Raw genomic sequence first — 26,203 nt, forward strand, 5'->3', positions numbered from 1 at the left:
GTCAGGCCAGCGCCGCCTCCACTGCCTGCCCCAGCCGCTCGACGATGCGGTCGATATCCGCCGCCGTCGCCGTGTAGGGCGGGGCGATGATCACATGGTCGCCCCGGCGCCCGTCGATGGTGCCGCCCATCGGGTAGATCATCACGCCGGCCGCCATGGCGGCGTCCTTCACCGCCTCGTTCACCTTGCGGGCGGGGTCGAAGCTGCGCCGGCTGGCGCGGTCCTCGACGAATTCCAGCGCCCGGAACAGGCCGCGCCCGCGGATGTCGCCCACATGGGCGTGGTTGCCGAAGCGCTCCTGCAGCGCGCCCTCGAGCCGCGCCCCCATGGCCCGCACATTCTCCAGCAGCCCGTCCTCGCGGATGATGCGCTGCACGGCCAGCGCCGCCGCGCAGGCCACGGGATGCGCCTGGTAGGTGTGCCCGTGCTTGAAGGCGCCCGAGCCCTCGGCGAGCGCGCGCACGATCCTCCCCTGCGCCAGGATGGCGCCGATCGGTTGGTAGCCGCCGCCCAGCCCCTTGGCGATGGTCTGGATGTCGGGCGAGATGCCTTCCTGCTCCCAGGCGTGCAGCGTGCCGGAGCGGCCCATGCCGCACATCACCTCGTCCAGGATCAGCAGCGCGCCATGCCGGTCGCACACTGCGCGCATGGCCGGGAAGTAGCCCGGCAGGGCGGTGACGCAGCCTGTGGTGGCGCCGACGATGGTCTCGGCGACGAAGGCGGCGACATTTTGCGGGCCGAGGCGCTGGAACTCGGCCTCCAGCTCGGCGGCGAGGCGGGCGACATAGTCGGCGTCGCTCTCCCCCGCCTCCTGGCCGCGATAGGTGAAGCAGGGCGAGACATGGCTGAAGCAGCCGGCCAGGATCGGCTCGTAGGGCTCGCGCCGGGCCATGTTGCCGCCGAGGCCCAGCGCGCCCAGCGTGTTGCCGTGGTAGCTCTGCCGCCGGGCGATGAAGCGCGTGCGCTGCGGCTCGCCGGTCTCCAGGAAATACTGCCGCGCCAGCTTCAGCGCCGCCTCCATCGCCTCCGAGCCGGAGGAGACGAAATAGGCATGGGTGAGGCCGCCCGGCGCCTCGCCCACCAGCAGGTCGGCCAGTTGCTCGGCGGCCTCGCAGGTGAAGAAGACGGTGTGGGCATAGGCGATCTGCCGCGCCTGCTCGGTGATGGCGCGCACCACCCGCTCGTCGCCATGGCCGATGCAGGCGACGGCGGCGCCGCCCGAGGCGTCGATCACCGGCGGTCCCTCCGCCCCCTGCACCATCAGCCCCCGGCCGGAGACGGCCAGCAGCGGGTCCTTGCGCAGGCTGCGGTGCAGGATGCGGCTCATGAGAGTCTCTCCGAGGCGAAGCGGGTGACGACGTTGCGCAGCATGCGCGAGACGGGATTGTCGAAGCCGTTGTGCGGCAGGCTGCCGCAGAAGGTGATGGAGCCGGTGGAGAACACCGCGCCGCCCTGCGCCGTCTCGAAATAGACGATCTCGGCGCGGATCAGCGCCGCCGGCCTCTCACCCGTCACGGTGTTGACGTGGGAGAGCAACTCCTCCGGCACCGCGACGAAATGCGACTGGTGCCCCTCCGAGCGCGCCAGGATGCGGATGTTGGGCGGCGAGCCCTGCGACGGGTCCGCGCGGTCCAGCTCGAAGCCCGCCGCGCCGCCCCCGGAGAGGCCGAAATCGCCGAGGATGTCCCCCTCGATTCCCTCGAAGATCCAGGCCATGTCCGGCGCGCGGGACTCCGGCAGGCGGCGGTAGTGGGAGCCCTCGAACAGCCCCTGGCTGGAGAAGCCGACGCCCGCCAGCATCTGCGGCGGCCGCCCGTTGCGGCGCCAGAGGCCGCCATAGCCGCCATCGAGCTGCTGGTAGTACTCGCCCGTCTCGGCCGCCCAGGCGCGGATGCCGCCCTCGGCCCGGCGCACCTCGATGACATGCGGCAGGTCCGGCCGCCGCGCCACCCGCCAGTAGAAGCCGTTGCCGCCCAGGTAGCAGAGCCGCCCGCCGGTGCCGACATAGGCCTGCAGCGCATCGAGCGTGCCGGGGGTGTGGTATTCGGGGTGGGAGCCGGTCAGCACCACCTTGTAGGGGCGCAGCAGCTCCACCCCCTCATTGTCGAGATCCTCGTCGGTGAGGATGTCCATTTCGATGCCCAGCGCGTCGGCCCAGGCGATCAGGTGGGTGTCGGCCGGGTAGTGGCGCAGGCCGGAGCCGCGGGCGTCGTTGAAGGTGAGGAAGCCGGGCCGCCAGGTGAGGATGGGCCGCAGCCGCGAGGAGAGCGCCACGCCGCTGTTGTCCGGGTGGCGGTTGTAGGTGGAGTGGGCGTAGTCGTGGTGGTCGTCCGGATTGTGCGGATAGGCGCCCCATGCGTCCCGGCGGGCGCGGTAGGCCGCGTCGGCATTGCCACGCGCATGGTTGGCATAGGCCTGGTAGGTGAAGCTGGAGGCCAGGAACGCCACGCGCGCCGTCGCCATGCCGCGCGGCGGCAGCACATAGAAGGGGATGATGTCCTCCTGCCCTCCGGCGCGCAGCCGCACGCCATAGGCGCCGCTGGGCAGGCCGGCGGGGATCTCCACGTGGAAATCCGTCTCCCAGCCGCAATCGGCGAGGTCGTCGGCGTGGAAGTGGATGGCGGCGTAGTGGCGCGGCGCCTGGGTCCAGGCCATGGCGCTGCCATCCCAGCGGGAGCCGCGCACGGCGCGGGTGGGCAGGTTCACCAGCCGGCCGTGCAGGCCGCGCGGGCCGCGGTCGACCACCGACTGCGTGTCGATGCCGACGGAGAAATCCCACCAGGCCAGCAGGCCTGGGCCTTCCGCAGGCCCGGCCGGCGGCGCCCCGCCCGTGCACAGGAAGGGGTCCTCAAGGCGGCCGTCGAACACGGCGTGCGGGGCGCCGTCGCGCCAGGTGGCGCCGATGCTGAGCGGCGCGGCGGGCAGCGTGTCCAGCCGGAAACCGGCGGCCTCGGCCGCGCCGGCATCGCCGCCCGCGCCCCAGACCTTGCGCAGCGGCGCCTGAGTGAGGCGCACGGTGCCGTCACGGATCTCGACCGTCAGCGCGTACCAGGCGCGGGGCAGCGGCGGTGCCGCCAGCGCGCAGCGGACATGGCCGCCGGGCCCCTGCGCCTCGAAGACCGGGCCAGCCTTGGAGAGGCTGAGGCGCCAGCCATGGCCGGCCGCATCCTGCCGCGCCATCAGCACGGCGGGCTGGTCGGTCAGCAGCCAGGGCTGCACCCGCAGGCCCAGCGTCAGGCCCCGTCTCGGGTCGGGGGGCAGCGCCACCCCCTCCATCGCCGCCACCAGGGCGCAGGAGCCGAGATGCGTCGGCTGGAAGCGGCCGGGATAGCGCCCGGCGAAGGCCGCCGGCACCGGCCGCAGGATCAGGCCGGGGCCGGCCGGGTTGGGGTCGCCCGAGATGACCCGCACCAGATCGGCCTCGTAATCGCCCGGAAGGGTGGAGGAGACCTTCACCGCCAGCCTCTCGCCGGGGCGGGCCGAGATGCGGTCGAGATAGCCGGTCAGCGGGACGGTCATGGTGCCCTTTCACGCATGCGAGGCTGCGGCAACAGGACAGGACGGCTGGGCAACGATGTCAATATGCAGGATCGCTTCCCAAAATACAGGATTTACCGCGAGGCCCGGCCTGCTATCCTCCGCCTGTGACCACCCCTGACGCCGACACCGTGCCGACCGCCGTGCGCAAGAGCTTCCAGATCCTGGAGGCCGTCGCCGCCGCGCCGCGCCCGCTCTCCGGGCAGGCGCTCGCGGAGCGGCTGGGGCTGACGCGCTCCACCCTCTCGCGCCTGGCGCTGAGCCTGGCGGCGATGGGCTATCTGGAGCGGCTGGAGCGCGGCGGCTGGCAGCTCGGCCCGGCGGCGCTGCGGCTGGGCCTGTCGCGGCTGGCGCATCTCGACATCCGCAGCGTCGCGGCGCCGCTGATGCGGGCGCTGAGCGAGGCGATCGACCTGCCGGTGGACCTCGCCATGCCGGTGGGCGACGAGATGCTGCATTTCGAACTGGCGCAGATGGCCGGGCAGGTGGTGGTGGCGAGCGAGATGGGGGCGCGCCTGCCCATCGCCCGCACCGCGCTGGGCCATGCGGCGCTGTTCGCCATGGAGCGCCGCCAGCAGGCGGAGACGCTGGAGCGGCTGCGGCAGCGGGCAGGCGCGGCCTGGCCGGCCGAGCAGGCGGCGGTCCGGCACTCCTTCGCGCAGCTGGAGCGGCAGGGCTTCTGCATCGTCATCGGCCAGCTGCGCCCTGATGTGGCGGCGGTCGGCGCGCCGCTGATCGACCCGCGCGGCCAGGGCGTGTTCAGCTTCAGCTGCTCGACCATCGGCGTCGCGGCGGAGGAGGGGCGGCTGGAGGCAGCCGGCCCGCGCCTGCTGGAGATGATCCGGCAGGTGGGCGCCCGCCTCGGCGGCTGAAGAACGGGTTCAACCCGGCATGGCGCCGCCCAGCACGAACAGGCAGTCACCGCGCTGGCTGCGGCCGGGCTGGCGCTTGCAGAGCACCAGGCCATCGATCGGGAAGCGGTGCTCCAGCGGCGGCTTCCACGGCGTCTCCGGCGTGTGCAGCAGGGCCGCGGGCTGGCCGGCCCGCACCGCCTCGCCCAGCTCCACCAGCGGCTCGAACAGCCCCGGCTCCTCGGCGTAGACGAAGTGGTCCTGGCCGCCCAGGCCGACGATGCGCGTCTCCGGCGCGGCGATCCGCGCCTCGGGCGGCAGGATGCCGAGATGGACCAGCAGGTTGCGCACCCCCCGCTCGGCGATGGCCAGCCCCTCGCGGGAGACGGCGCCCGCCCCGCCCAGCTCGGTGCCGAGGCTCGGGATGCCGTGCCGCTCGGCGATGCCGCCCAGCGTCTGGTTGCCCCCCTGCCCCTGGGCGCGGCCCTGCACATAGGCCAGCGGCGCGCCGAAGGCCTTCAGCGCCGCGAGCTGCCTCTCGTAGAGCGCCGGGTCCGCCGTGCGGCCGGTGAGCGCGCAGGGCGTGTAGAGCAGCGAGGAGCCGCCCGAATGCAGGTCGCACACCAGGTCGGCGCGCGGGATGAGCTGCTCGCTGATGAACCAGGCGATCTGCTCCGTGACGCTGCCATCCGGGTCGCCGGGGAAGATGCGGTTGAGGTTGAGGTTGTCCACCGGCGAGACGCGGTTGCCGGCCATGGCCGCCGGATAGTTGGCGGTGGGCAGGATGATGACGCGGCCGCGGATCTGCTCGGGCTTCAGGGCCTGGACGAGATTGGCGAGCGCCACCTGCCCCTCATACTCGTCGCCATGGTTGCCGGAGACGAACAGCGCCGTCGGCCCCTCGCCGTTGCGGATCACCACGATCGGGATGGGCAGGAAGCCATAGGCGGAGGCGTGCGAGGAGTGGAACAGGCGCAGATAGCCGGTCTGCATCCCGTCCCGCTCGAAATCGACATCGCAGAGGATGCGGGTGCGGGCGGTCTGGCTCATGCGGCGAACTCCTCGGTGGCTGCCGGGCGGTGCTGCGGGTCGTGCAGGTGGCAGGCGGTGCTGTGGCCGGGCGCGTATTCGCGCAGCGGCGGGGAGACGCTGCGACAGACCGCCATGGCGTGCGGGCAGCGCGTGTGGAAGCGGCAGCCGGGCGGCAGGTTGAGCGCGCTCGGCATCTCGCCCTCCACCCGCAGCCGGGCGGCGCGGCGCGCGGCGCGCCCGGCCGGGTGCGGCGCCGGCACGGCGGCGATCAGCGCCCGGGTGTAGGGGTGCATCGGGGCGTCGTAGATGGCGGCCTTGGGAGCGATCTCCACCACCCGCCCGAGATACATCACCGCGACCCGGTCCGAGATGTGGCGCACCACCGAGAGGTCGTGCGCGATGAACAGGTAGGTCAGCCCCATCTCCCGCTGCAGGTCCTGCAGCAGGTTGACGATCTGCGCCTGCACCGAGACATCGAGGGCCGAGACCGCCTCGTCGCAGACGATGAAGCGCGGCCGCAGCACGAGCGCGCGGGCGATGCCGATGCGCTGCCGCTGGCCGCCGGAGAATTCGTGCGGGAAGCGCAGCGCCGCCTGGCGCGGCAGGCCGACCAGCTCCAGCATCGCCGCCACGCGCTGCCGCGCCGCGGCGTCGGGCTTCGCGCCGTGGATCACCATCGGCTCCATGACGATGTCCTCCACCGCCATGCGCGGGTTGAGGGCGCCATAGGGGTCCTGGAAGATGATCTGCATGGCGCGGCGCAGGCTGCGCAGCTTGGCCGGCGGCAGGCCGGTGATGTCGGCGCCGTCGAACAGCACCTGGCCGTCCGAGGCCTCGATCAGCCGGATCAGCAGCCGGCCGAGGGTGGACTTGCCGCAGCCGGATTCCCCCACCAGCCCCAGCGTCTCGCCCTCCATGATGCGCAGGTCCACGCCGTCCACGGCGCGCAGCGTCTCGCCCGGGCGGCGGAACAGCCCGCCGCCGCCGAGGGTGAAGTGCTTGGAGAGCGCCGCCGCCTCGACCAGCGGGCGCGTCATGCCGCCACCTCGGCCGTGGCGCGGATGCAGGCCACGCGGTGCCCCGGCCCGTGCGGGTCGAGCGGCGGGATGGCGGCGGCGCAGGCCGGCACCGCCAGCCCGCAGCGCGGCCGGAAGCGGCAGCCGGAGGGACGGCGCGCCGGCTCCGGCAGGTTGCCGGGGATGGCCACCAGCCTTGGCTTCGCGGCCGAGAGCGAGGGCACGCAATCGAGCAGCCCGCGGGTGTAGGGGTGCAGCGGCGCGTCGAAGACCGTGCCGACCGGCGCCTCCTCCACCACGCGGCCGGCATACATCACCATCACCCGGTCCGCCGTCTCGGCGACGACGCCCATGTTGTGGGTGATGATCATGATGGCCATGCCGAACTCGTCGCGCAGGTCCATCAGCAGGTCGAGGATCTGCGCCTGGATCGTCACGTCGAGCGCGGTCGTGGGCTCGTCGGCGATCAGCAGGCGCGGGTTGCAGGCCAGCGCCATAGCGATCATCACGCGCTGGCGCTGCCCGCCGGAGAGCTGGTGCGGATAGTCGTCGAGCCGCCGCGCGGGGGACGGGATGCCGACCTTCTCCAGCATCTGCACCGCGCGGTCGCGCAGCGCCCGGGTGGAGAGGCGCTCATGCGCGCGGATCGTCTCCATGATCTGCTCGCCGATGCGGAACACCGGATTGAGCGAGGTCATCGGCTCCTGGAAGATCATGGCGATGCCGGGGCCGCGCACCTTCTGCATCTGCCGCTCGGAGAGGCCGGTCAGCTCCTGCCCGGCGAAGCGCACCGAGCCCGAGACGATGCGCGCCGGCGGCCGCGGCAGCAGCCCCATGACGGTGAGCGCCGTGACGCTCTTGCCGCTGCCGCTCTCGCCGACGATGCCGAGGATCTCGCCCTCCTCCAGGCTGAAGCTGATGTCCTCGACGGCGGTGATCTCGCCGCGCTCGGTCTGGAAGGCGGTGGTCAGGCCGCGGATGTCGAGCAGGCTCATTGCTGGATCCTCAGCCGGGGGTCGAGCACGTCGCGCAGCCCGTCGCCCAGCATGTTGAGGCCGAGCACGGTGATCATCAGCGTCACGCCGGGGATGGCGATGATCCAGGGCGCGTCGCGCATGAAGTCCCGCCCCTCGGCCATGATGTTGCCCCAGGTGGGCGTCGGCGGCACGGCGCCAAGGCCGAGGAAGGAGAGCGTGGCCTCGGACAGCACCGCATAGGCGAAGAGGAAGGAGAGCTGCACGATCATCGGCGCCATGGCGTTGGGCAGGATGTGGTGGCGCAGGATGCGCCAGTGCCCCGCCCCTGCCGCGACGGCGGCCTGCACATACTCCATCTCCCGCAGCACGATGACCGAGGCGCGGACGATGCGGGCCGTGCGCGGGATATAGACGATGCCGAGCGCCAGGATGACGTTGAAGGTGGATGGCCCCAGCATGGCGGTGACGCCGATGGCGAGCAGGATGGCGGGGAAGGCCATCAGCGCGTCGTTGACCCGCATCAGGATGTTGTCGAGCCGGCGGAAATAGCCGGCCAGGGCGCCGATCAGCGTGCCGAACACGGCGTTCAGCGCGACGACGGACAGGCCGATCATCACCGAGAGCTGCGCCCCCCAGACGACGCGCGACCACAGGCTGCGGCCAAAATTGTCCGTGCCGAACACCCAGTCCCCGCCCGGCGGCTGGAACTTGTTGCGCATGGAGAGGCGGTTCGGGTTTGCGTCCGTGATCCAGGGCGCGGCGGCGGCCATGAAGGCGATGATGCCGAACAGCACCAGCCCGGTGACGAAGAGCCGGTGCCGGAACAGCCGCCGCAGCGTGGCCCAGGCCGGGTGGCGGCGCCGTGGCTCGGCCTCTGGCGCGGCCAGGGTGGCTTCCAGCGGCAGGGCGCCCGTCTCACTCATAGTGCACCTCACTCATAGCGCACCCGGGGATCGAGCCAGGCATAGAGCATGTCGATGCCGATGTTGACGAGCACGAGAAAGGCGGTGACCAGCAGCAACCCGCCCTGCACCAGCGGGTAGTCGCGGTTCAGCACCGCCTGCGTCAGCAACCCGCCGATGCCGGGGATGGAGAACAGCGCCTCCGTCACCACCGCGCCGGAGAGCAGCAGGCTGATGATGATGCCGATGACGGTGGTGATCGGGATCATCGCGTTGGCGAGGGCGTGCTTGAACACCACCTGCCGCCCCGGCAGCCCCTTGGCGCGGGCGGTGCGGATATAGTCCTGCCGCATCACCTCCAGCATGGTGGAGCGGGTGATACGCGCCAGCAGACCCGCCTGCAGCAGCGCCAGCGAGATGGCCGGCATGGTGGCGCTGCGGAACCAGCCCCACGGGTCCTCGCCGAAGGGGATGTAGCCGCCGGTGGGCAGCCAGCCGAGGCGCACCGAGAACAGGATGATCATCAGCAGGCCGAGGAAGAAGCTGGGCACCGAGATGCCGATCATGGCGAACATCATCGCCAGCTGGTCGATCAGCGTGTTCTGCCGCAGCGCGGCGAGGATGCCCGCCAGCAGGCCGATGGCCAACGTCAGCACCAGCGCGTAGGCGGAAAGGCCGAGCGTCACCGGGAGCCGCTCGAAGGTGACGGCGACGACGCCCTTGCCCATCAGGATGGAGCGGCCGAGATCACCCTGCAGCAGCCCGCCATACCAGCGCAGCAGCTGCACCAGGAAGGGCTCGTTCAGCCCGAGATCGGCGCGGATCTGCTCGATCTCGCGCTGGGTGGCGGAAAGCCCGGCGATGGCCGCCGCCGGGTCGCCCGGGATCAGCCGCATCATCCCGAAGGTGATGAGGCTGACCAGCAGCAGCACCGGCACGGCGCTGCCGATGCGGCGCAGGGCGACGCCGATCACCGCATCCGCCTCCCCCGCTCAGCCCTCATGGCTTGATCCAGACATTGCTGAAGCGCGGGATGCGGAAGGGGCGGAAGTTCTGCACATTGGCGCGCACCGCCTGCACCTTGGTGAGCGAGCCGAAGGGGTAGGCATAGGCCCGCTCCAGCACCAGCTTCTGCATCCGCGCGAAGGCGGCGTTGCGCTCGGCCTCGGTGGGCTTGGTGTTCATGTCGGACCAGGCGGCCTCGACATCCGGGTCCGGCTTGTCGTCGCGCGGGCGGTAGTTGGCGCCGGGGGCTGCCAGGAACTGCATGGTGGCGAGCGCGCCGAGCGCCGGCTGCGTGCCCCAGCCGCTGTGGAAGAAGTGCCACTCGGTGCTGTTCACCTTCTGCGACATCTGCACCGAGGTCGGCCAGTCCACCACCTTCAGCTCGGCCTTGATACCGACAGCCTGCATCTGCTGCTGCATGACCAGCGCCGCATTGTACATCGGCGCATAGTCGCGGTTGGTCAGGATGACGATGGGCTCGCCCTTGTAGCCGGATTCGCGCAGCAGGCGCTTCGCCCGGTCCGGGTCGTTGATGTTGTAGGTCTCCTTCCCCGCATCCGTGTAGCTAGGCTGGTTGGGGAACTGGAAGCCGACATTCAGCGTGTAGTTGTTGTCCGTCGCCGCATCCATGATGTCCTCCATGCCCAGCGCGGCCTGCACGGCCTGGCGGAACTTGAGGTTGTCGGTCGGCGGGTGGGCGACATTGGGCAGCGCGATCTGGATCCACCAGTTCTTCAGCGGCAGCACCGTGACGTTCGGGTTCTTCCGCATCGCCTCGACCGACTGCGTCGGGATGTCCTCCACCCCTTGCAGCTCGCCCGTCTCCAGCCCGGCGACGCGGGCCGAGGCCTCGGTGACGATGCGGAAGGTCACCGTGTCCAGGCAGGCCTGCTTGTAGCCGCCGAAGCCCGTCGCCTCCTCATAGGCGGTGTTGGGCTTGTAGCCGTCGTACCGCGCGAGGCGGGCATGGCTGCCCGGCGTGAACTCCACCAGGCGGAACGGCCCGGTGCCCACGGGGCGGAGCTGCTGCGGCGCATCATCCTTGTGCTCGGCGGGGATGATGACGATCGGCACGCTGAAGGAGGAGAGCGCCTCGATGAAGGTGGGCTGCGCGCGCGCCATGCGGATGACGAAGGTGCCGGCATCCGGCGTCTCCCAGCCCGCCACGTTGTCCAGCGTGCTGCGCTGCAGCCCGATGCGCTTGTAGCGGTCGAAGGAGGCGGCGACATCGGCCGAGGTCATCGGCTTGCCGTTGTGGAAGGTGATGCCCTGGCGCAGCCGGAAGGTGTAGGCGAGCCTGTCGGGCGATTCCTCGAAGCTCTCGGCCAGCTCGGCGATGGGCTTGTTGTTCTCGTCCCGCGTGACGAGCGACTCGTAGATGTTCATCGCGATGTTGCGGGTGGAGATGGTGCTGGACGTCATCTGGTCCAGGCTGTTGACGTTGGCCTCCTGGCCGAACACCAGGTTCCCGCCTCGGTTCGGGCAGGCGAAGGGCGCGGCGGCGGCCGGCCCTGCGGTCAGGAGCGGGAGGGTGGCTGCGAACAGCGCCGGCAGGGCGCATCCGGTCGTGAAGGCACGCTTCATCGTCAATTCCCCCAGTCGCTGGATGGGATCGCCGGAGCACGGCGCCCGGAAGGCTGCCGGTCAGTGGTGCGGCCCGTCAACCGGAATTCATTGCGAATGCGCGGGGAAGCGATGCCGCGGCGCCCGGTGACGACGCTGCATTGCACAAGGGCTGGACGGCCTGCCCGATTGCAGGGCGACCCGGAACGCAGGGGCCGTCAAGGAATCCTGCCATTTGGGAACGTTCCCGCTGCTGCCGGCAAAGTTGCGAAGGCCTCCGATTGTGCCTTGCCATTCCTTCCCGTCTCGTGGACCCTTTCGTTCCCGGACGGTATTCCAGCAGGGGCGCCTTGAACCGGCTGCCCGCGGAGGAGACCCGCATGGCCGCGACGATCGAGAGCCTCAGCCGCAGCGCCGACGAGGAGGCGGAGTGGGCCCTGCGCCGCGACATGGCGGCCGTGTTCCGCGTCGCCGCGCGGCTGGGCTGGAACGAGCACATCGGCAACCACAACAGCCTGATGCTGCCGGGCAGCGCCACGCGCTTCCTGATCAACCCGCGCGGCTACCTGTTCCAGGAGCTTCGGGCGAGCGACCTCATCGTCTGCGACCTCGAGGGGCGCGTGCTGCAGGGGCGCGGCGAGCTGCGCAAGGTGGCCTTCCACATTCATGCGCGCATCCACCTGCAGAACCCGGCGGCCGCCTGCGTGGTGCATGTGCATCCGCGCTGGCTCACCGCGCTCTCGCTGCTGCGGGATGCCGAGCTGGCGCTCTCGCACCACAACAACCTCCTGCTCAACGACCGCATCGTCTATGACCGCGAGGGCGACGAGCCGGTGCATGTGAACGAGGAAGGCGACCGCATCGCCCGGCTGATGGGCGAGAAGAGCGTGATGGTGATGCGCGGCCATGGTGTCACCGTGGTCGGCCCCACCGTGCATGATGCCTTCGACGAATGCTACATCGCCGAGCGCACGGCCATGTACCAGATGACGGCGATGCAGACCGGCCAGCCGCTGCACCGCCTGCCCGAGGGGCTGCGCCGCCACCACCATGGCCCCTGGGGCGAGAAGCTGGATGCGCGGCTGCACCTCGACGCCTGGCACCGCATCCTGGGCCGCGAGGAGCCCGACTACGCGCAGTAGCGCGGGTCAGCCCTCCTCCACCGGCTGGTTGGCGGCCGAGCCCAGGATGTGCGACCGCACGCTGGCGGCCACCCGCGCGGCGTCGCCCGCGCGCAGCGCGGCCAGGATCTCGCGGTGGCCCTCCGCGCTGCGCCGCAGCGACTGCATGGAAGGCCATAGCACCAGCGGCCAGAGCCGAGCGCGGTCGCGTGTCTCGGTCGCCACCTCCACCAGGGCACGATTGGGCGAGAAGCCGTAGAGCGTGTCGTGGAAGTCTAGATTGGTGGCGCTCTGGCTCGCCGGGGTGCCCTCCGCCACGGCGCGGTCGAAGGCGTCGGCCTTCGCTTCCAGCAGGCGCAGGGCGGCGGCGTCCAGCTGCGGCAGGGCGGTGAGCGCCGCCTCCACCTCCAGCAGGGCACGCACCGCCAGCATGTCGCGGATGCGCTGGCGGTCCGGCGTGGCGACGCGGAAGCCGCGGTTGGGCACATGCTCCACCGTCTGCCGCAGCGCCAGCTCGGCCAGCGCCGCGCGGATGTCGAAGCGCGTGGCGCCGAAGCGCTCCTCCAGGTCCACCTGGCGCAGCCACTCGCCGGCGCGGTAGGCGCCGCCGCGGATGGCGGCCGCGATCTCGGCGGCCAGGGCGCGGCGCGGGCGGGGCGGTCGGGCCATTCGTGATCGTTCCTGTGCTGAAAGAGGGTTGTCAGGGGCGGAACAGCGGCCCTAGCGTATTGGCGCCAATAATTGCGCCAAAGAGCGCCGGGGTCGAGAGCGCCGTTTCCGGCGGACCCCATCGGGAGAGGACATGTCCATGAACCGGATCGGACGCCGCACGACCCTTGCCCTGCCCGCCCTGCTGCTGCCCGCCGGGCTGCGGGCGCAGGCGAACGCGACAGGAGCCCCCGCCGGCTACCCGCAGGGCTACCAGGAGGTGGTGGCGGGCGCGGAGCGCGAGGGAAGCCTGCTGATCTCCTCCATCATGTCGGCCGAGAACTGGCGGCCGGTGCTGGAGGGGTTCAACCGCCGCTACCCCAAGATCAAGGTGGAGACGCTCGACCTGCCGAACTCGCGCGAGGTGTTCGAGCGCTACCTCGCCGAGCGCGGCACCAACAGCCGCACCGCCGACCTGCTGGCCACCGCCGACCCCTCGGGCTGGATCGAGTTCCAGCAGCGCGGCGAGGTGATGCCCTATGAGAGCCCCGAGGCCGCCGCCTGGCCCGCCTGGTCGAAGCCCTGGCCCGGCGTCTACACCGTCTCGGCCGACCCGCTGGTGTTCATCTACAACAAGATGCTGGTGCCGGAGGCGCAGCAGCCGAAGAGCTTCGCGCAATTCGCCAACCTGGCGCAGGAGAACCGCGCGCGCTGGCGCAACAAGCTGACCAGCTACGGCGCGCACAATGGCGGCTTCGGCTACTCGGCCAATTTCGGCTTCGTGCAGAAGCATGGCGATCAGGCCTGGGAGTGGTTCAAGCAGATCGCCCCCGCCCAGCCGCGCTGGGAACGCTCCGGCGGGCCGATGACCGAGAAGGTCACCTCGGGCGAATACGCCGCGGGCTGGTTCGTCTCCGCCATCACCTTCTGGCCCCGGCTGAACGACCCGGCGCGGGCGCGCGTGCTGGGCTGGAACTTCATCGAGGACGGGCAGCTCGTCATCCTGCGCGGCATGGCCATCCCGAAGGGGGCGCGCAATGTCAACGCGGCCAAGCTGATGCTGGACTACATCGCCTCCGCCGAGGGGCAGCGTGCCTTCGGCCGCGGCGGGCTGACGCCGGCGCGCCCCGATATCCGCCCCGGCGAGGGCATCCGCCACACCTTCAGCTCGATCAGCGAGGCGGTGGGCGGCGAGAAGAACATCGCCTTCATCGACTACAACCCGGCGATGCTGGAGCAGTACCAGCCCTTCATCGACCGCTGGAAGCAGGCCTACGGCGTGAGCTGAGCCGATGAGCCTGGCCATGTCCCGGCCGGAGGCGCCGCCCGCGCCGCCGGCCATCCCGCGCGCCGCGCCGATCCAGTACGGCACCGCGCTGCTGGTGCTCGTGCTGGTGGCGGGGCCGCTGCTGCCCGTGCTGCTGCAATCGGTGCTCGACGGCGCGCTCTACGACGCCGAGTACAATTTGACGCTCGCCAATTTCGCCCGCCTGGCCCGCACCGAGGGCTTCGGGCTGGTGCTGCTGAACACGGTCGTGCTGGCGGCGCTGACCACGCTGGTGGCGCAGTTCGTGGGCACACTGGCCGCCATCCTGTTCGGCCGCACCGACCTGCCGCTGGCGCGGCTGATGAGCGAGTTCTTCCTCTGGCCGCTCTACCTCTCGGCGCTGGTGCTCTCCTTCGGCTGGTACGCCGTCTATGGCCCGGCGGGCTACCTCACCATGCTGTGGCAGTCGGTGCTGGGCGAGGCGCCCTGGACGCTCTATTCGCTGGCCGGCATGGCGGTCATCGCCGGCGTGTCGCAGGCGCCGCTGGCCTATATCTACTGCCTCTCCTCCGCCAGCATCACCGACCCCTCGCTGGAGGAGGCGGCGCGCGTCTCCGGCGCCGGCACCTTCCGCACGCTGTGGCGCATCACCCTGCCGCTGATGAAGCCGGCCATCGCCTACAGCGCCGTGCTGAACTTCACCGTGGGGCTGGAGCTGCTCTCCATCCCGCTGATCTTCGGCGACCCGGCGGGCATCACCGTGCTCACCACCTTCCTGTTCAACAACGGCATCTCCTCGCCGCGGCCCGACCACGGGCTGGTGGCCACGGCGGCGGCGCTGATGCTGGCGGTGGTGTGCTTCCTGGTCTGGCTGCAGGGGCGGATGCTGGGCAACACGCGCCGCTTCATCACGCTCGGCGGCAAGGCGACGCGGCCCCGCCCCTTCCGCCTGGGCGGGCTGCGCTGGCCGCTGTTCATCCTGGCCGCGCTCTACATCCTGGCCACCGTCATCGCGCCGATCGGCGTGCTGGTGCTGCGCGCCTTCACCGCCTTCCTCTCGCCGATGATCCCGCTCTCGGAAGTGCTGACCACCGGCAACTTCGTGCAGATCTTCGAGTACCCCGTCTATTCCCGCGCGGTGTGGAATTCCTTCGTGGTCAGCCTGGTGGGCGGCGCCATCGCCACGGCGCTGATCGGGCTGGTGGCCATCATCGTGCATCGCTCGGAATTCCGCTTCCGCGGCGCGCTGCAATACCTGGCGCTGTTCCCGCGCGCGGTGCCGGGGGTGGTGGCGGGCATCGGCTTCTTCTACGCCTTCGCGCTGCTGCCGGGCCTCGGCTTCCTGCGCAACTCCATCTGGATCCTGGTGATCGCCTTCACCATGCGCTTCATCCCGGCCGGCATCGGCGCCGTGGCGCCCATGCTCTTGCAAGTCAGCCACGACCTCGACCGCGCCGCCCGCGTGCAGGGCGCCGACTGGTGGACCACCAGCCGCCGCATCCTGCTGCCGCTGATGCGCCCCGCCCTGGTCGGCTGCTTCACCATCCTCTTCATCTCCTTCTTCAAGGAATACTCGACCGCGATCTTCCTCTTCGCCCCCGGCAGCGAGGTCATCGGCACCACGCTGCTGCAGCTGTGGGTGCAGGGGGAGGTCGGCCTCGTCGCCGCGCTGGCGACCATCCAGGTGGCGGTCATCGCCGTCTGCGTCGCCGCCGTGCGCGGCATCTTCGGAGTGAAGCTGCATGGCTGACCTGACCATCCAGGGGCTGACCAAGCGCTTCGGCGGCGTCACCGCCGTCGATGACGTCAACCTGCACGTGGCGGATGGCGAGTTCGTCACCCTGCTCGGCCCCTCGGGCTGCGGCAAGTCCACCACCCTCGCCGCCGTGGCGGGGCTCGACCGCGCCGATGGCGGCCGCATCCAGGTGGGCGGCACGGTGTATTTCGACGCCGCGCGCGGCATCTACCTGCCGCCCGAAGCGCGCAGCTGCGGCCTCGTCTTCCAGAGCTACGCGCTGTGGCCGCACATGACGGTGGCCGACAACGTCGCCTTCCCGCTCACCCTCCGCAAGGTGGCGGCGGCGGAGCGGAAGCGCCGGATCGACGAGGTGCTGGCGCTGGTCGAGATGGAGCGCTACGCCGGCCGCTACCCGCACGAGCTTTCGGGCGGGCAGCAGCAGCGCGTGGCGCTGGCGCGCACGCTGGTGTACCGCCCGGCCATCCTGCTGCTGGACGAGCCGCTCTCCAACCTCGACGCCAAGCTGCGCGACCGCGCCCGCGCCTGGCTGGCCGAGCTGCGCACGCGGCTCGGCCTCACCACCATCTACGTCACCCACGACCAGATCGAGGCGCTCTCGCTCTCCGACCGCATCGTGGTGATGAATGGCGGGCGCATCGCGCAGATCGGCACGCCGCAGGAGATCTACGAGCGGCCGGCCGATCCCTTCGTGGCGGATTTCATCGGCACCACCAACTTCCTGCCCGCCCGCGTGGTGGGCGATGCGCCGGCCGGCGGCCGCGCCCTGCTGGAACTGGCCGACGGCCAGCGGCTGGAGGCGGTGGCCGAGCGCGCCGCCCCCGGCGGCAGCCGCGTCACCCTCGCCTTCCGCCCCGAGCAGATGCAGGTGGCGCCGCCGGGCACCGCGCCGGAGGGCGGCTCCGTGCTGGCCACGCGCGTCACCAGCCGCTCCTATGTCGGCGGCAACTGGCAGGTGGGGCTGGAGCTGGCGGGTGCCGCGCTGCGGCTGGAGGCGCGCCAGCCCCCGGCCGAGGACCGGCTCGATCTCTGGCTGCCCCATGCGGGCGGCATCCTGTTCCGAGGAGGCGCCGATGTCGCCGCTTGATACCGCGCGGGCCGCCGGCCTGCCCCATGCCGACTACACGCCCGGCGCCTCCGGCCCGCTGGACGGCGTGCGGGTGCTGGACCTCTCCCGCCTCGTCGCCGGCAACACGCTGACGCAGCACCTGGCCGATTTCGGCGCCACGGTGGACAAGGTGGAGCCGCGCGACGGCGACACGCTGCGCGGCTGGCGGGTGCGCGGGGTGGAGACCGCCTGGAAGGTGCATGGCCGCGGCAAGCGCAGCCTCTGCATCGACTTCCGCCACCCCGAGGCGGTGCCGCTGATCCGCCGCCTCGTCCCCGGCGCCGCCATCCTGGTGGAGAGCTTCCGCCCCGGCACGCTGGAGGCGATGGGCCTGCCGCCGGAGGAATTGCTGAAGCTGGAGCCGCGGCTGATCATCGTCCGCATCTCCGGCTGGGGGCAGGACGGGCCCTATTCCCGCCGCCCCGGCTTCGGCACGCTGGTGGAAGGTTTCGCGGGCTTCGCCGACATGAACGGCTTCGCCGACCGCGAGCCGGTGCTGCCGCCCATGTACCTGGCCGACACCATCGCCGGCCTCACCGGCGCCTTCGCCGCCATGGCGGCGCTGCGCGCGGTGGAGATGCGCGGCGGCCAGGGCCAGGTGATCGACCTGCCGCTGCTGGATCCGCTGTTCACCGCGCTCGGCCCGCAGGCGGCCAACTACCGCCTCACGGGAAAGACCAAGCCGCGCACCGGCAGCCGCTCCACCGGCGCCGCGCCGCGCAACGTCTACCGCACCAGGGATGGCGGCTGGGTCTGCCTCTCCGCCTCCACCCAGGGCATGGCGGAGCGGGTGCTGCGCTCGATCGGGCGCGGCGAGCTGACCGAGGACCCGCGCTTCCGCACCAACGAGCAGCGCGTGGCGCATGGCGAGGAGCTGGACGCCATCATCGGCGCCTTCGTCGCCCAGAAGACATTGGAGGAAAACGTGGCCTTCTTCGAAGCCGCCGAGGTCACCATCGGCCCGGTCAACGACATCGTCCGCTTCATGGCGGACCGCCACGTGCAGGCGCGCGGCCTGCTGGCCGAGTACCCGGACGAGGAGATGGGGCAGTTCCCGATGCACGCCATCCCGGCGCGGCTCTCCGGCACGCCGGGCGCCATCCGCGCCCCGGCGCCGCGCCTCGGCCAGCACAGCCGGGACATCCTGGCGGCGCAGGGCTTCGCCGGGGCCGAGATCGAGGCGGCCATGGCCTCCGGCCTGGTGGTGGCGCCATGAGCCCGCGCCCGCACCCGGTGTGGCGCTCCGGCCTGTTCGTGCCGGTGAATGTGGAGCGCTTCCTGGCCCGCGCGCATGAGCGCGGCGCCGACGCCATCCAGCTCGACCTGGAGGACAGCATCGCCCCAGCCGACAAGCCGGAGGCCCGCCGCAGGGTGGAGGCCGCCGTGGCCCGGCTGAAGCGCGAGGCGCGCGCCGACATCCTGGTGCGCATCAACCAGCCGCTGGAGGATGCGGTGCGCGACATCGAGGCGGCGGTGATCCCCGGCGTCGCCGCCATCATGGTGACGAAGGTGGAGGGGCCGGACCATCTGCGGCTGCTGGACGAGCTGGTCTCCCGCCTGGAGCAGCAGCGCGGCCTGCCGGAGGGCGGCATCCGCTTCGTGGCGCTGATCGAGGCGCCGGGACCGCTGGCGCAGGCGCATGCCATCGCCCGCGCCACGCCGCGCACCGTGGGCCTCTCGCTCGGCGCCGAGGACTACGCCACGGCGATCGGCGGCGAGCCGACCGAGGAGGTGCTGCTGATGCCCAAGCAGCAGATTTTGCAGGCGGCGGTGGCCGCCGGGCTGATGCCGCTCGGCACCATCAGCACCGTGGCCGATTATTCGGACCTCGCGGCCTATGAGCGGGTGGTGCGGCGCTCGGCGGCCTTCGGCTTCGTCGGGGCCTCGGCCATCCACCCGGCGCAGGTGCCGGTGCTGAACGCCGGCTTCAGCCCCTCGCCCGAGAAGGTGGCGGCGGCGGAGCGGATGATCGCGCTGGACCGTGAGGCGGCGGCGCAGGGGCGCGGCTCCTTCGCCATCGACGGCAAGATGATCGACATCCCGATCATCCGCCGCGCCGAGGCGCTGCTGGCGCGTGCCCGCGCCATCGCCGCCCGCGCCGCCTGAGGGAAGTGGCGGGCCGGGCACCGCAGGGGTCGCCCGGCCTTGCCGTCTTGCCTTCGGCGGGCTGTTGCTGTTTCCGGTGCCCCGGCGGACTCACGCCGCCGGAAGGACACCGCCCCATGGATGACAAGCCCCTCCTGCTGCGCCATGGCGGCGCCAGTCTCGCCCTGGCCCGCCATGGCGCCGAGCCGCGCTCCTGGCGCGTGGAGGGACAGGAGCTTCTGTGGAACGCCGACCCGGCCTGGTGGCCGCAGACCTCGCCCATCCTGTTCCCCGTGGTCGGCTGGACGCGGGGCGGGGAGATCCGTCACGAGGGCCGGCACTACCCGATGGGCGTGCACGGCTTCGCCGCCGCCAGCCTGTTCGAGGCGGTGTCGCAAGGTCCGGCAGAGGCGCAGCTCCGCCTGCGGGACACGGCGGAAAGCCGCGCCCGCTTCCCCTTCGCCTTCTGCCTGACGGTGTCCTACCGGCTGATGGCGCGGGGCTTCTCGGCCGGGTTCGCCATCCACAATCCGGGCGCCGTGCCCCTGCCCTATGCGCTGGGCCTGCATCCCGGCTTCGCCTGGGACCCGGCGGTGCCGGGCGCCGGGGGCCATGTGCTGCACTTCAGCCGCGCGGAGCGGCCGGAGGTGCCGGAGATCGCCCCGGGCGGGCTGTTCTCGGCGCGGCAGCGGCCGGTGCCGCTGGAAGGCCGCCGCCTGCGCCTGAGCCCCGGCCTGCTGGCGCGGGAGGCGCTCTGCTTCCTGGGGCTGCGCAGCCGGACCGTGTGCTTTCACAACGGCGCGCGGGGCCGCATCGCCCTGCGGCTGGAGAACTTCCCGCATCTGGCCCTCTGGTCCCCGGCCGGCGCGCCCTTCCTCTGCCTGGAAGCCTGGACCGGGCATGGCGATCCGGAAGGATTCAGCGGAGAGCTGGCCGAGAAGCCCTCGATGCGCTGGCTGCAACCGGGGGAAACCGGGCGGCACCGGGTCTCCTTCCGCTTCCTGCCGCCCGGAAAACTCCCAGGCGGCTGAGGCCCCGGCCCGGCCGCCGGGGCGTTCAGGCCAGCATCCGCCCCACTGTGCGGTGCAACGCCGAGGCGATCTCCGCCGGCGTCACCGGCTTGCACAGGACGGCGGCCGCCTTGCCCCGCCAGTCGCCGAGATCGCTGTAGCCGCTCATGAAGACCACCGGGACGCCCTGTGAGGCCAGTTTCTCCGCCACGGAAAACGAGCTGCGTCCGGCCAGGTTGACATCGAGCAGCGCCACATCGGGCCGCGCCTCCCTGCCGAGCAGGCCCAGGGCGGCCTCCGGCGTCGCCGCGGGGCCCAGCACGGTGCAGCCCAGCGCGGCCAGGATCTGGGCGGTATCCTCGGCGATCAGGGCCTCATCCTCGACCACCAGCACCCGCACCCCCTGCAGCGCAGGGGCGGCAGGCGGCATCTCCCCCGGCGCCGGTGCCGCGTCCGGGGAGGCGGCCTGCTCCTCCGCCGCCAGGGAGACCAGCGTGCCGGGCACGGCGATCGTGCAGCGCAGCCCGCCCTCGTCCCAGTCGAGCTCCGCGGTGCCGTCCAGCTGCCCGGTGATCGCCGTGCGCAGCAGGCGGCTGCCGAAGCCCTGCCGGGTGGGCGGCCCCGGGATGGCCGGCCCTCCCCGTTCGCTCCAGCACAGCCGGAGCCTGCCGTCCTCATGCTGCCGCCAGCGCAGCACCACCTGCCCCTCCGGGCGGGACAGGCTGCCATGGCGCGCCGCATTGGTCGCCAACTCATGCAGCGCCATCGAGAGCGGCTGCACCGCCGAGGCCTCAAGGCGCAGCGGCGGCCCGTCCAGCAGGATGCGCTCCCGCCCCGCGGCGGCGCCACGATAGGCGGCGAGTTCCTCCTCGGCCAGGGCCCGCAGGGTCGCGCCGCTCCACTTCTCCCGCGCCAGCAGCTCATGGGTCCGCGCCAGCGCGGCCACTCTTCCCTCCACGGCCTCCGCGAAGGCACGCGGATCGTCGTTGCGGCTGAGCCGCACCACGGAGAGCACAACGGCCAGCACGTTCTTGGCGCGGTGGTCCACCTCGCGCATCAGCAGCCCCTGGCGTTCCTCCGTCTGGCGCCGCGCCGTCACGTCGAACATGACGCCGACGAAGCGCGGGCCGGTGGCCCCGGCGGCGTGGATGAAGCGGCCATAGGATTCCATCCAGCGCTCCATGCCATCATTGGCGCGGCGGATGCGGTAGGTGGCGTGATACAGGCTGCCCTCCTGCTCGGCCTGCCGCCAGGCGCCGCGCAGAACCGGCAGATCCTCAGGGTGGACATGGGTGCGCCAGGCCTCCAGCGTCGTCTCGCCGCCCGGCGGCGGCGTGCGGCCCAGCATCAGGAAGACATGGCGCGAGAAGATGAGCCGGCCGCTGGCGATGTCGAGGTCCCAGCTGCCCATGCCGGTGCCCTCGATGGCCAGCCGCAGGCGCTCCTCGCTGGCCGCCAGCGCAAGGACCGCTCGCTGGTGCTCGGTGATGTCGCGCGTGGTGCCATTGACCCGCAGGGCACGGCCGGTCGCGCGGTCGCGCTCCGTGACCTCCGCATCCACGGCGAGCCAGCGCTCGGCGCCGGTGTCGAAGCGGTGGAAGCGGAAGACGTGATGGACCGTGGAGACCCCCTCCCTCCCCAGAAAGGCCGCCTCGATCTTCCGGGCGAAGCCGGGCCGGTCCTGCGGGTGCACCTGCGCCAGATAGCCGGCCAGGTCTGGCTGAGGGGCGCCGGCGTCCAACCCGTGCAGGCGCTGCTGTTCCTCCGAGCGCCAGAAACGGTCGCGGGCGACATCGTATTCGAACACGCCGAGCTGCCCCACCGCCTGCGCGGTGCGCAGCCGGGCCTCGCCGGCGCGCGCCTCCGCCGCCTGCAGGCGCAGCGTGGCGTCGGCCGCGCCGAGGTGGCGGCGCAACGTCTCGAACTCCGCCACGGCCATCGGCACCGCGCGCAGCGGCGGCGTGGCGCCGGGGCGCGTCACCGTCGCCGCGTCGGCGGTCAGCGCCCGCACCGGGCGCAGCAGCCGCCCTCCCAGCCAGAGCGCAAGAGCCAGGCCTAGCAGCAGCGCCAGGGCCGCGCCCACGGCCAGCGCCTGCATCGGCCGGCGCCAGCTCGCCTCATAGGCCGCCGCGGCCTCGCTGACGGCGATGCTCCAGCCCGGTGCGGCGGCGAGCGTGGCGAAGCCGAGCACCACGGGCTGCCCCTCCAGGGCCTGCCCTGTGAGGAAGCCGCTGGTGCGCCCGACCTTGCCGGCGGCATACCAGCCTGGCGCGGCGCGCCCGACATACCGCGCATGGTTGCGGGAACGGGCGACGACCATGTCGTGCTGGTCCGTCACCACGGCGAAGGCGGTGGGGGGCAGGTTGTGCCGCTCCAGCAGCCGGGCGATGCGGGCGGGGTCCAGCGCCATGCCGATGGCGCGGATGACGCGCCCCTGGCGCGTGACCGGGGCGAAGACGAAAGCCACCTGCCGCCCTGAGCGCAGTCCCCGTGCCAGGCTGCCCACGGCGGGCCGGCCGGTGCGGAAGACCCGGGGCACCGGGGCATCCGGCTCCGGCAGGCGCAGCCCGCTGCCCAATGGTTGCGCGGCCGGCGCCAGGGTGTGCAGCAGCATCGCATAGTCGGGTCCGGGGCCCTGCACCACCACCCAGCTATCCATGGCCGCCGCGATGGCGTGGGCCCGGGCGCGGAACCGGGCGAGGGCCGCCTCGCCTGCCCCCTCGTCCAGCTCTGGCGCCGCGGCCAGGCCGGCCAGGGTCGCCTCATAGGCGCCGATCTCGCGGTCGAGCGCCAGCGCCAGCGCCCGTGCCGTGTCCTGCAGCCGCCCCTCGAAGGCGCCGCGATAGGCCTGGATGGCCTGCCAGGCCACGGCACCGCCGATACCCAGGGCAGGCAGCAGGAGGGCCATGGCGAAGGCGATCAGATAGGCGCGCAGGCCTGGCAGCCAGCGTTCCCGCCCCGCCCCGGCCTGAATGCCCGCTTTGTGCTCTCCAGGCCGATCCGGCTGCGTCATCTGCCACATTCAGCCCGCATTCACACAGGCGAGCGGGCAAGGGCAGCCATGCCATGCCGCATGGGGACGGAGCAAGAGCACACTGCGAAATAGTGCAACCCAGCGTCAGCTCAACCTTTGGGCGATGGCCCAGCCGCCCTCTGCCATGCCGCGGTAGCGGTCCCGATAGCCGATCGCGCGGGGGTCGGCGGCGTTGCCGTCCAGCGCCCGCTTCCAGACGCCCGCCACGATCGAGGCCAGGCGGAACATGGAGAAGATGATGAACACGTCGAGGTCGCGCGGCACCGGCCGCCCTGCCGCCTGCGCGTACTCCGCCACGAAGCTTTCCTGGTCCGGAATGCCGCTCGCGGCGAAATCCTCGCCTAGCAGGCCGGTGGCCCCGCTCGGGCCGGGCGGCATGTGGTAGGTGAGGCAGGCATAGCCGAGATCGGCCAGCGGGTGGCCGAGGGTGGCCAGTTCCCAGTCCAGCACCGCCACCACGCGCGGCTCGGTGGGGTGGATGATGACGTTGCCTAGGCGGAAATCGCCATGCGCGAGCGTCGTCTCGTCATCCGCCGGCAGATGGCGCGGCAGCCATTCGGCCAGCTTCTCCATCTCCGGCATCTCCTCCACCTGCGCGGCGTGCCACTGCTTGGTCCAGCGCGCCACCTGGCGGGCCATGTAGCCCTCCGGCTTGCCGAAATCGCCGAGGCCCGCGGCGCGCCAATCCACCGCGTGCAGCGCCGCCAGCACCCGGGCGAGGTCCGCATAGATGGCGGCGCGCTCGGCCGGGTCTCCGCTGCGCATCACCCGGTCGGGGAAGATGCGGCCGGGGACGTGGTCCATCAGGAAGAAGGGGGTGCCGATGACCGCCGCATCCTCGCAGAGCCAGCGCATGGCGGGCACCGGCACGCCGCTGCCCTCCAGCGCGCGCATCACGCGGTATTCGCGCTCCACGGCGTGGGCGCTCGGCAGCAGCTTGCCGGGCGGCTTCTTGCGCAGCACGTAGTCGCCCGCATCCGTCGCCACATGGAAGGTGGGGTTGGACTGGCCGCCCTGGAACTGGCGGATGGCCACCGCCCCCTCGAAGCCCGGCAGCCGCCCGGCGAGGTGGCGCCGCAGCGCCGCCTCGTCGAAGCGGTGGTTCTCCAGCACGGGCACCAGCGCGGGCGTGCCGGCCAGCGCGCTCTCTGGCATGGCCCTACTCCTCCCCGGTGGCCGGCGAGCCCGCGACGATCCCGCCATCGATGACGATGGTCTGCCCCGTCATGAAGCTGCCGGCCGCCGAGGCCAGGAACACCGCCGCGCCGGCGATCTCGTCCGGCTCGCCGATGCGCTGGAGCGGTGTGTCCCGCGTGCGCTTGCGGTAGATCTCGGGGTCCTCCCACAGCGCGCGGGCGAAGTCGGTGCGCACCAGGCCGGGGGCGATGCAGTTGGCGCGCACGTTGCGCGGCCCCCATTCCACCGCGATGTTGCGCACGAGCTGCATGTCGGCCGCCTTGGAGATGGCATAGCCGCCCAGCACCGGCGAGCCGCGCAGCCCGGCGATGGAGGAGATGACGACCACCGTGCCGCCGCCGCGCTCCGCCATGCCCGGCATCACCATGTGGGCCAGCCACAGGTTGGAGCGGACATTGGAGCCCATGATCTTGTCGAAGGCCTCGTCCGGCATGTCGATGGCCGGGCCGAAATAGGGGTTGACCGCGGCGTTGCAGACCAGCGTGTCGATACGGCCCCAGCGCGCCATGGTGGCATCGACCAGCGCCTGCAATTCCGGCTTGCGGCCGATGTTGCAGGCATGGGCGAAGGCCTCGCCGCCGCGTGCGGTGATGCCGTCCACCACCTCCTGGCAGGCGTCGAGCTTGCGGGAGGAGACGACGACCTTCGCCCCCTGCTGCGCCATGCGCTCGGCGATGGCGCGGCCGATGCCGCGCGAGGCGCCGGTGACGACCGCCACCTGCCCGGTGAGGTCGAAGAGCGAGCGGTCCATGGCGGTGTTCACACGGATTCTCCCGGGCGGGCGTTGCGCGGGGCGCGGTACTTGTTCAGTTCCATGCGGCCGAGCTGGAACTTGTGCACCTCGTCCGGCCCATCGACGATGCGCAGCGTGCGGGCGATCTTGTACATGTAGGCCAGTCCGAAATCCTCGGTGACGCCGGCGGCGCCATGCGCCTGGATCGCCCAGTCGATCACCTGGCAGGCCATGTCCGGCGCCGCCACCTTGATCTCGGCGATCTCGGTGCGCGCCACCTTGTTGCCCACCGTGTCCATCCGCCACGCCGCGTGCAGCGTCAGCAGCCGGCACTGGTCGATCAGGATGCGCGACTGCGCGATGCGGTCGATGATCACGCCCTGGTCGGCGAGCGGCTTGCCGAAGGGGCGGCGCTCCAGCGAGCGGCGGCACATCATCTCGAGCGCCCGCTCGGCCAGGCCGATGGCGCGCATGCAGTGGTGGATGCGCCCCGGGCCAAGCCGCCCCTGCGCGATCTCGAAGCCGCGGCCCTCGCCGAGCAGGATGTTGCCGGCCGGCACGCGCACATTCTCGAACAGGATCTCGGCATGGCCGTGCGGCGCGTCGTCGAAGCCGAACACCGGCAGCATGCGCTTGATGGTAACGCCCGGCGTGTCGCGCGGCACCAGGATCATCGATTGCTGCTTGTGCTTCTCCGCCTCCGGGTCGGTCTTGCCCATGACGATGAAGATGGCGCAGCGCGGATCGCCCGCGCCCGAGGACCACCACTTGCGGCCATTGATGACGTAGTGGTCGCCATCCCGCACGATGCGCGTCTGGATGTTGGTGGCATCCGACGAGGCGACGTCCGGCTCCGTCATGGCGAAGCAGGAACGGATCTCGCCGGCCAGCAGCGGCTTCAGCCAGCGCTCCTTGTGCTCCTCGGTCGCGTAGCGCTCCAGCGTCTCCATGTTGCCCGTGTCGGGCGCGGAGCAGTTGAACACCTCGCTCGACCACGGGTAGCGGCCCATGATCTCGGCAAGCGGCGCGTATTCGAGGTTGGTGAGGCCGGCGCCATGGCCCGATTCGGGCAGGAAGAGGTTCCACAGCCCCGCCTCGCGCGCCTTGGGCTTCAGCGCCTCGGTGATCGGCACCGGCTGCCAGCGGTCGGTCATCGCCGCCTGCTGCTCGTGGTGCAGGTGGTCGTTCGGCGCGATGTGCTCGTCCACGAAGGCGAGCAGCCGCTCCCGCAGCGCCGCCACCTTCGGCGAGTGACTGAAATCCATCCGTTCCGCTCCGTCTCTTCGTTCAGGTCGATTGGGTGTGGCGCACAGGCTTGCGCGGATGCCGCCGCGTGTCCAGGCTGGGCGCCAAGGATCGCC

At 71.8% G+C, this 26,203-nt stretch carries 21 protein-coding genes; 8 read left to right on the forward strand and 13 right to left on the reverse strand.

The features are described from left to right. Window position 1: 1 nt before the first annotated feature. Both CR165_RS11160 and CR165_RS11165 read right to left on the reverse strand, forming a co-directional pair. Window positions 2–1,327, reverse strand: a complete 1,326-nt coding sequence (locus CR165_RS11160; protein ID WP_109517072.1) for an aspartate aminotransferase family protein — start codon at window positions 1,325–1,327, stop codon at window positions 2–4. Next, on the reverse strand, window positions 1,324–3,519 hold the full coding sequence (locus CR165_RS11165; protein ID WP_109517073.1) for a N,N-dimethylformamidase beta subunit family domain-containing protein: 2,196 nt from the start codon (window positions 3,517–3,519) through the stop codon (window positions 1,324–1,326). The genes CR165_RS11160 and CR165_RS11165 overlap by 4 nt, the downstream gene beginning before the upstream one ends. 125 nt (window positions 3,520–3,644) lie before the next feature. Here CR165_RS11165 and CR165_RS11170 point away from each other — a divergent pair, with 125 nt between their 5' ends. Then, window positions 3,645–4,409, forward strand: a complete 765-nt coding sequence (locus CR165_RS11170) for an IclR family transcriptional regulator (protein ID WP_109517074.1) — start codon at window positions 3,645–3,647, stop codon at window positions 4,407–4,409. 9 nt (window positions 4,410–4,418) lie between these two features. On the opposite strand, the gene CR165_RS11175 is transcribed toward CR165_RS11170, so the two are convergent. From CR165_RS11175 to CR165_RS11200, 6 genes are read right to left on the reverse strand one after another with little or no spacing between them, the layout of a single operon-like run. After that, complete coding sequence (locus tag CR165_RS11175) at window positions 4,419–5,438, reverse strand: succinylglutamate desuccinylase/aspartoacylase family protein (protein ID WP_109517075.1); 1,020 nt, start codon at window positions 5,436–5,438, stop codon at window positions 4,419–4,421. Continuing rightward, window positions 5,435–6,457: an ABC transporter ATP-binding protein gene (locus CR165_RS11180; protein ID WP_109517076.1), complete on the reverse strand. Its 1,023-nt coding sequence runs from the start codon at window positions 6,455–6,457 to the stop codon at window positions 5,435–5,437. Before CR165_RS11180 ends, CR165_RS11175 begins: the two co-directional genes overlap by 4 nt. Beyond that, window positions 6,454–7,431 carry an ABC transporter ATP-binding protein gene (locus CR165_RS11185; RefSeq protein WP_109517077.1) on the reverse strand — a complete coding sequence of 326 codons (978 nt, stop codon included), beginning with the start codon at window positions 7,429–7,431 and terminating at the stop codon, window positions 6,454–6,456. The genes CR165_RS11180 and CR165_RS11185 overlap by 4 nt, the downstream gene beginning before the upstream one ends. Next, window positions 7,428–8,336, reverse strand: a complete 909-nt coding sequence (locus tag CR165_RS11190) for an ABC transporter permease (RefSeq protein ID WP_109517078.1) — start codon at window positions 8,334–8,336, stop codon at window positions 7,428–7,430. Before CR165_RS11190 ends, CR165_RS11185 begins: the two co-directional genes overlap by 4 nt. An 8-nt stretch (window positions 8,337–8,344) precedes the next feature. After that, window positions 8,345–9,289, reverse strand: coding sequence for an ABC transporter permease (locus CR165_RS11195; RefSeq protein ID WP_181378106.1), 945 nt, complete (start codon window positions 9,287–9,289; stop codon window positions 8,345–8,347). Between the two features lie 25 nt (window positions 9,290–9,314). Continuing rightward, window positions 9,315–10,904, reverse strand: a complete 1,590-nt coding sequence (locus CR165_RS11200; RefSeq protein WP_109517079.1) for an ABC transporter substrate-binding protein — start codon at window positions 10,902–10,904, stop codon at window positions 9,315–9,317. A gap of 359 nt (window positions 10,905–11,263) precedes the next feature. On the opposite strand from CR165_RS11200, the gene CR165_RS11205 reads away from it, so the two are divergent. Beyond that, a complete protein-coding gene (locus tag CR165_RS11205) occupies window positions 11,264–12,025 on the forward strand; it encodes a class II aldolase/adducin family protein (RefSeq protein ID WP_109517080.1) in 762 nt (253 codons plus the stop codon). Window positions 12,026–12,031: 6 nt separating this feature from the next. Here the strand turns inward: CR165_RS11205 and CR165_RS11210 are convergent, their stop codons facing one another. After that, the gene (locus CR165_RS11210; RefSeq protein WP_109517081.1) at window positions 12,032–12,673 is read right to left on the reverse strand and encodes a GntR family transcriptional regulator; all 642 of its coding nucleotides are present in this window, start codon (window positions 12,671–12,673) and stop codon (window positions 12,032–12,034) included. 139 nt (window positions 12,674–12,812) lie between these two features. On the opposite strand from CR165_RS11210, the gene CR165_RS11215 reads away from it, so the two are divergent. From CR165_RS11215 to CR165_RS11240, 6 genes are all read left to right on the forward strand, one after another. Further along, window positions 12,813–13,940: an ABC transporter substrate-binding protein gene (locus tag CR165_RS11215; RefSeq protein ID WP_109517194.1), complete on the forward strand. Its 1,128-nt coding sequence runs from the start codon at window positions 12,813–12,815 to the stop codon at window positions 13,938–13,940. A gap of 4 nt (window positions 13,941–13,944) precedes the next feature. Continuing rightward, window positions 13,945–15,669, forward strand: a complete 1,725-nt coding sequence (locus tag CR165_RS11220; protein WP_109517082.1) for an ABC transporter permease — start codon at window positions 13,945–13,947, stop codon at window positions 15,667–15,669. Next, window positions 15,662–16,762 carry an ABC transporter ATP-binding protein gene (locus CR165_RS11225; RefSeq protein ID WP_109517083.1) on the forward strand — a complete coding sequence of 367 codons (1,101 nt, stop codon included), beginning with the start codon at window positions 15,662–15,664 and terminating at the stop codon, window positions 16,760–16,762. The genes CR165_RS11220 and CR165_RS11225 overlap by 8 nt, the downstream gene beginning before the upstream one ends. After that, window positions 16,749–17,999 (forward strand): CaiB/BaiF CoA transferase family protein, encoded by a 1,251-nt coding sequence (locus CR165_RS11230; protein ID WP_181378107.1) that lies wholly within the window; start codon window positions 16,749–16,751, stop codon window positions 17,997–17,999. Before CR165_RS11225 ends, CR165_RS11230 begins: the two co-directional genes overlap by 14 nt. Next, the gene (locus CR165_RS11235; RefSeq protein WP_109517084.1) at window positions 17,996–18,889 is read left to right on the forward strand and encodes an HpcH/HpaI aldolase/citrate lyase family protein; all 894 of its coding nucleotides are present in this window, start codon (window positions 17,996–17,998) and stop codon (window positions 18,887–18,889) included. The genes CR165_RS11230 and CR165_RS11235 overlap by 4 nt, the downstream gene beginning before the upstream one ends. A 116-nt stretch (window positions 18,890–19,005) precedes the next feature. Further along, the gene (locus tag CR165_RS11240; RefSeq protein WP_109517085.1) at window positions 19,006–19,899 is read left to right on the forward strand and encodes an aldose 1-epimerase family protein; all 894 of its coding nucleotides are present in this window, start codon (window positions 19,006–19,008) and stop codon (window positions 19,897–19,899) included. Between the two features lie 25 nt (window positions 19,900–19,924). Here CR165_RS11240 and CR165_RS11245 read toward each other — a convergent pair whose 3' ends face one another. The 4 genes from CR165_RS11245 to CR165_RS11260 form a co-directional block, all read right to left on the reverse strand. Further along, window positions 19,925–22,891 (reverse strand): HWE histidine kinase domain-containing protein, encoded by a 2,967-nt coding sequence (locus tag CR165_RS11245; protein ID WP_146201883.1) that lies wholly within the window; start codon window positions 22,889–22,891, stop codon window positions 19,925–19,927. A gap of 105 nt (window positions 22,892–22,996) precedes the next feature. Next, window positions 22,997–24,067: a phosphotransferase family protein gene (locus tag CR165_RS11250; protein ID WP_109517087.1), complete on the reverse strand. Its 1,071-nt coding sequence runs from the start codon at window positions 24,065–24,067 to the stop codon at window positions 22,997–22,999. A 4-nt stretch (window positions 24,068–24,071) separates the two neighbouring features. After that, window positions 24,072–24,860 carry an SDR family NAD(P)-dependent oxidoreductase gene (locus CR165_RS11255; protein ID WP_109517196.1) on the reverse strand — a complete coding sequence of 263 codons (789 nt, stop codon included), beginning with the start codon at window positions 24,858–24,860 and terminating at the stop codon, window positions 24,072–24,074. Window positions 24,861–24,868: 8 nt separating this feature from the next. Beyond that, on the reverse strand, window positions 24,869–26,107 hold the full coding sequence (locus tag CR165_RS11260) for an acyl-CoA dehydrogenase family protein (protein ID WP_109517088.1): 1,239 nt from the start codon (window positions 26,105–26,107) through the stop codon (window positions 24,869–24,871). Between the last annotated feature and the right edge of the window lie 96 nt (window positions 26,108–26,203).

This window comes from Teichococcus aestuarii, from assembly GCF_003116135.1.
GTDB classification, from domain to species: Bacteria; Pseudomonadota; Alphaproteobacteria; order Acetobacterales; family Acetobacteraceae; genus Pseudoroseomonas; species Pseudoroseomonas aestuarii.

What these genes read in the sequence shown, in the direction of transcription:
- CR165_RS11160 (WP_109517072.1), bottom strand. Translation starts at nt 1,327, where the DNA reads ATGAGCCGCATCCTGCACCGCAGCCTGCGCAAGGACCCGCTGCTGGCC.
- CR165_RS11165 (WP_109517073.1), bottom strand. Translation starts at nt 3,519, where the DNA reads ATGACCGTCCCGCTGACCGGCTATCTCGACCGCATCTCGGCCCGCCCC.
- CR165_RS11175 (WP_109517075.1), bottom strand. Translation starts at nt 5,438, where the DNA reads ATGAGCCAGACCGCCCGCACCCGCATCCTCTGCGATGTCGATTTCGAG.
- CR165_RS11180 (WP_109517076.1), bottom strand. Translation starts at nt 6,457, where the DNA reads ATGACGCGCCCGCTGGTCGAGGCGGCGGCGCTCTCCAAGCACTTCACC.
- CR165_RS11185 (WP_109517077.1), bottom strand. Translation starts at nt 7,431, where the DNA reads ATGAGCCTGCTCGACATCCGCGGCCTGACCACCGCCTTCCAGACCGAG.
- CR165_RS11190 (WP_109517078.1), bottom strand. Translation starts at nt 8,336, where the DNA reads ATGAGTGAGACGGGCGCCCTGCCGCTGGAAGCCACCCTGGCCGCGCCA.
- CR165_RS11200 (WP_109517079.1), bottom strand. Translation starts at nt 10,904, where the DNA reads ATGAAGCGTGCCTTCACGACCGGATGCGCCCTGCCGGCGCTGTTCGCA.
- CR165_RS11205 (WP_109517080.1), top strand. Translation starts at nt 11,264, where the DNA reads ATGGCCGCGACGATCGAGAGCCTCAGCCGCAGCGCCGACGAGGAGGCG.
- CR165_RS11210 (WP_109517081.1), bottom strand. Translation starts at nt 12,673, where the DNA reads ATGGCCCGACCGCCCCGCCCGCGCCGCGCCCTGGCCGCCGAGATCGCG.
- CR165_RS11215 (WP_109517194.1), top strand. Translation starts at nt 12,813, where the DNA reads ATGAACCGGATCGGACGCCGCACGACCCTTGCCCTGCCCGCCCTGCTG.
- CR165_RS11220 (WP_109517082.1), top strand. Translation starts at nt 13,945, where the DNA reads ATGAGCCTGGCCATGTCCCGGCCGGAGGCGCCGCCCGCGCCGCCGGCC.
- CR165_RS11225 (WP_109517083.1), top strand. Translation starts at nt 15,662, where the DNA reads ATGGCTGACCTGACCATCCAGGGGCTGACCAAGCGCTTCGGCGGCGTC.
- CR165_RS11230 (WP_181378107.1), top strand. Translation starts at nt 16,749, where the DNA reads ATGTCGCCGCTTGATACCGCGCGGGCCGCCGGCCTGCCCCATGCCGAC.
- CR165_RS11235 (WP_109517084.1), top strand. Translation starts at nt 17,996, where the DNA reads ATGAGCCCGCGCCCGCACCCGGTGTGGCGCTCCGGCCTGTTCGTGCCG.
- CR165_RS11240 (WP_109517085.1), top strand. Translation starts at nt 19,006, where the DNA reads ATGGATGACAAGCCCCTCCTGCTGCGCCATGGCGGCGCCAGTCTCGCC.
- CR165_RS11245 (WP_146201883.1), bottom strand. Translation starts at nt 22,891, where the DNA reads ATGACGCAGCCGGATCGGCCTGGAGAGCACAAAGCGGGCATTCAGGCC.
- CR165_RS11250 (WP_109517087.1), bottom strand. Translation starts at nt 24,067, where the DNA reads ATGCCAGAGAGCGCGCTGGCCGGCACGCCCGCGCTGGTGCCCGTGCTG.
- CR165_RS11255 (WP_109517196.1), bottom strand. Translation starts at nt 24,860, where the DNA reads ATGGACCGCTCGCTCTTCGACCTCACCGGGCAGGTGGCGGTCGTCACC.
- CR165_RS11260 (WP_109517088.1), bottom strand. Translation starts at nt 26,107, where the DNA reads ATGGATTTCAGTCACTCGCCGAAGGTGGCGGCGCTGCGGGAGCGGCTG.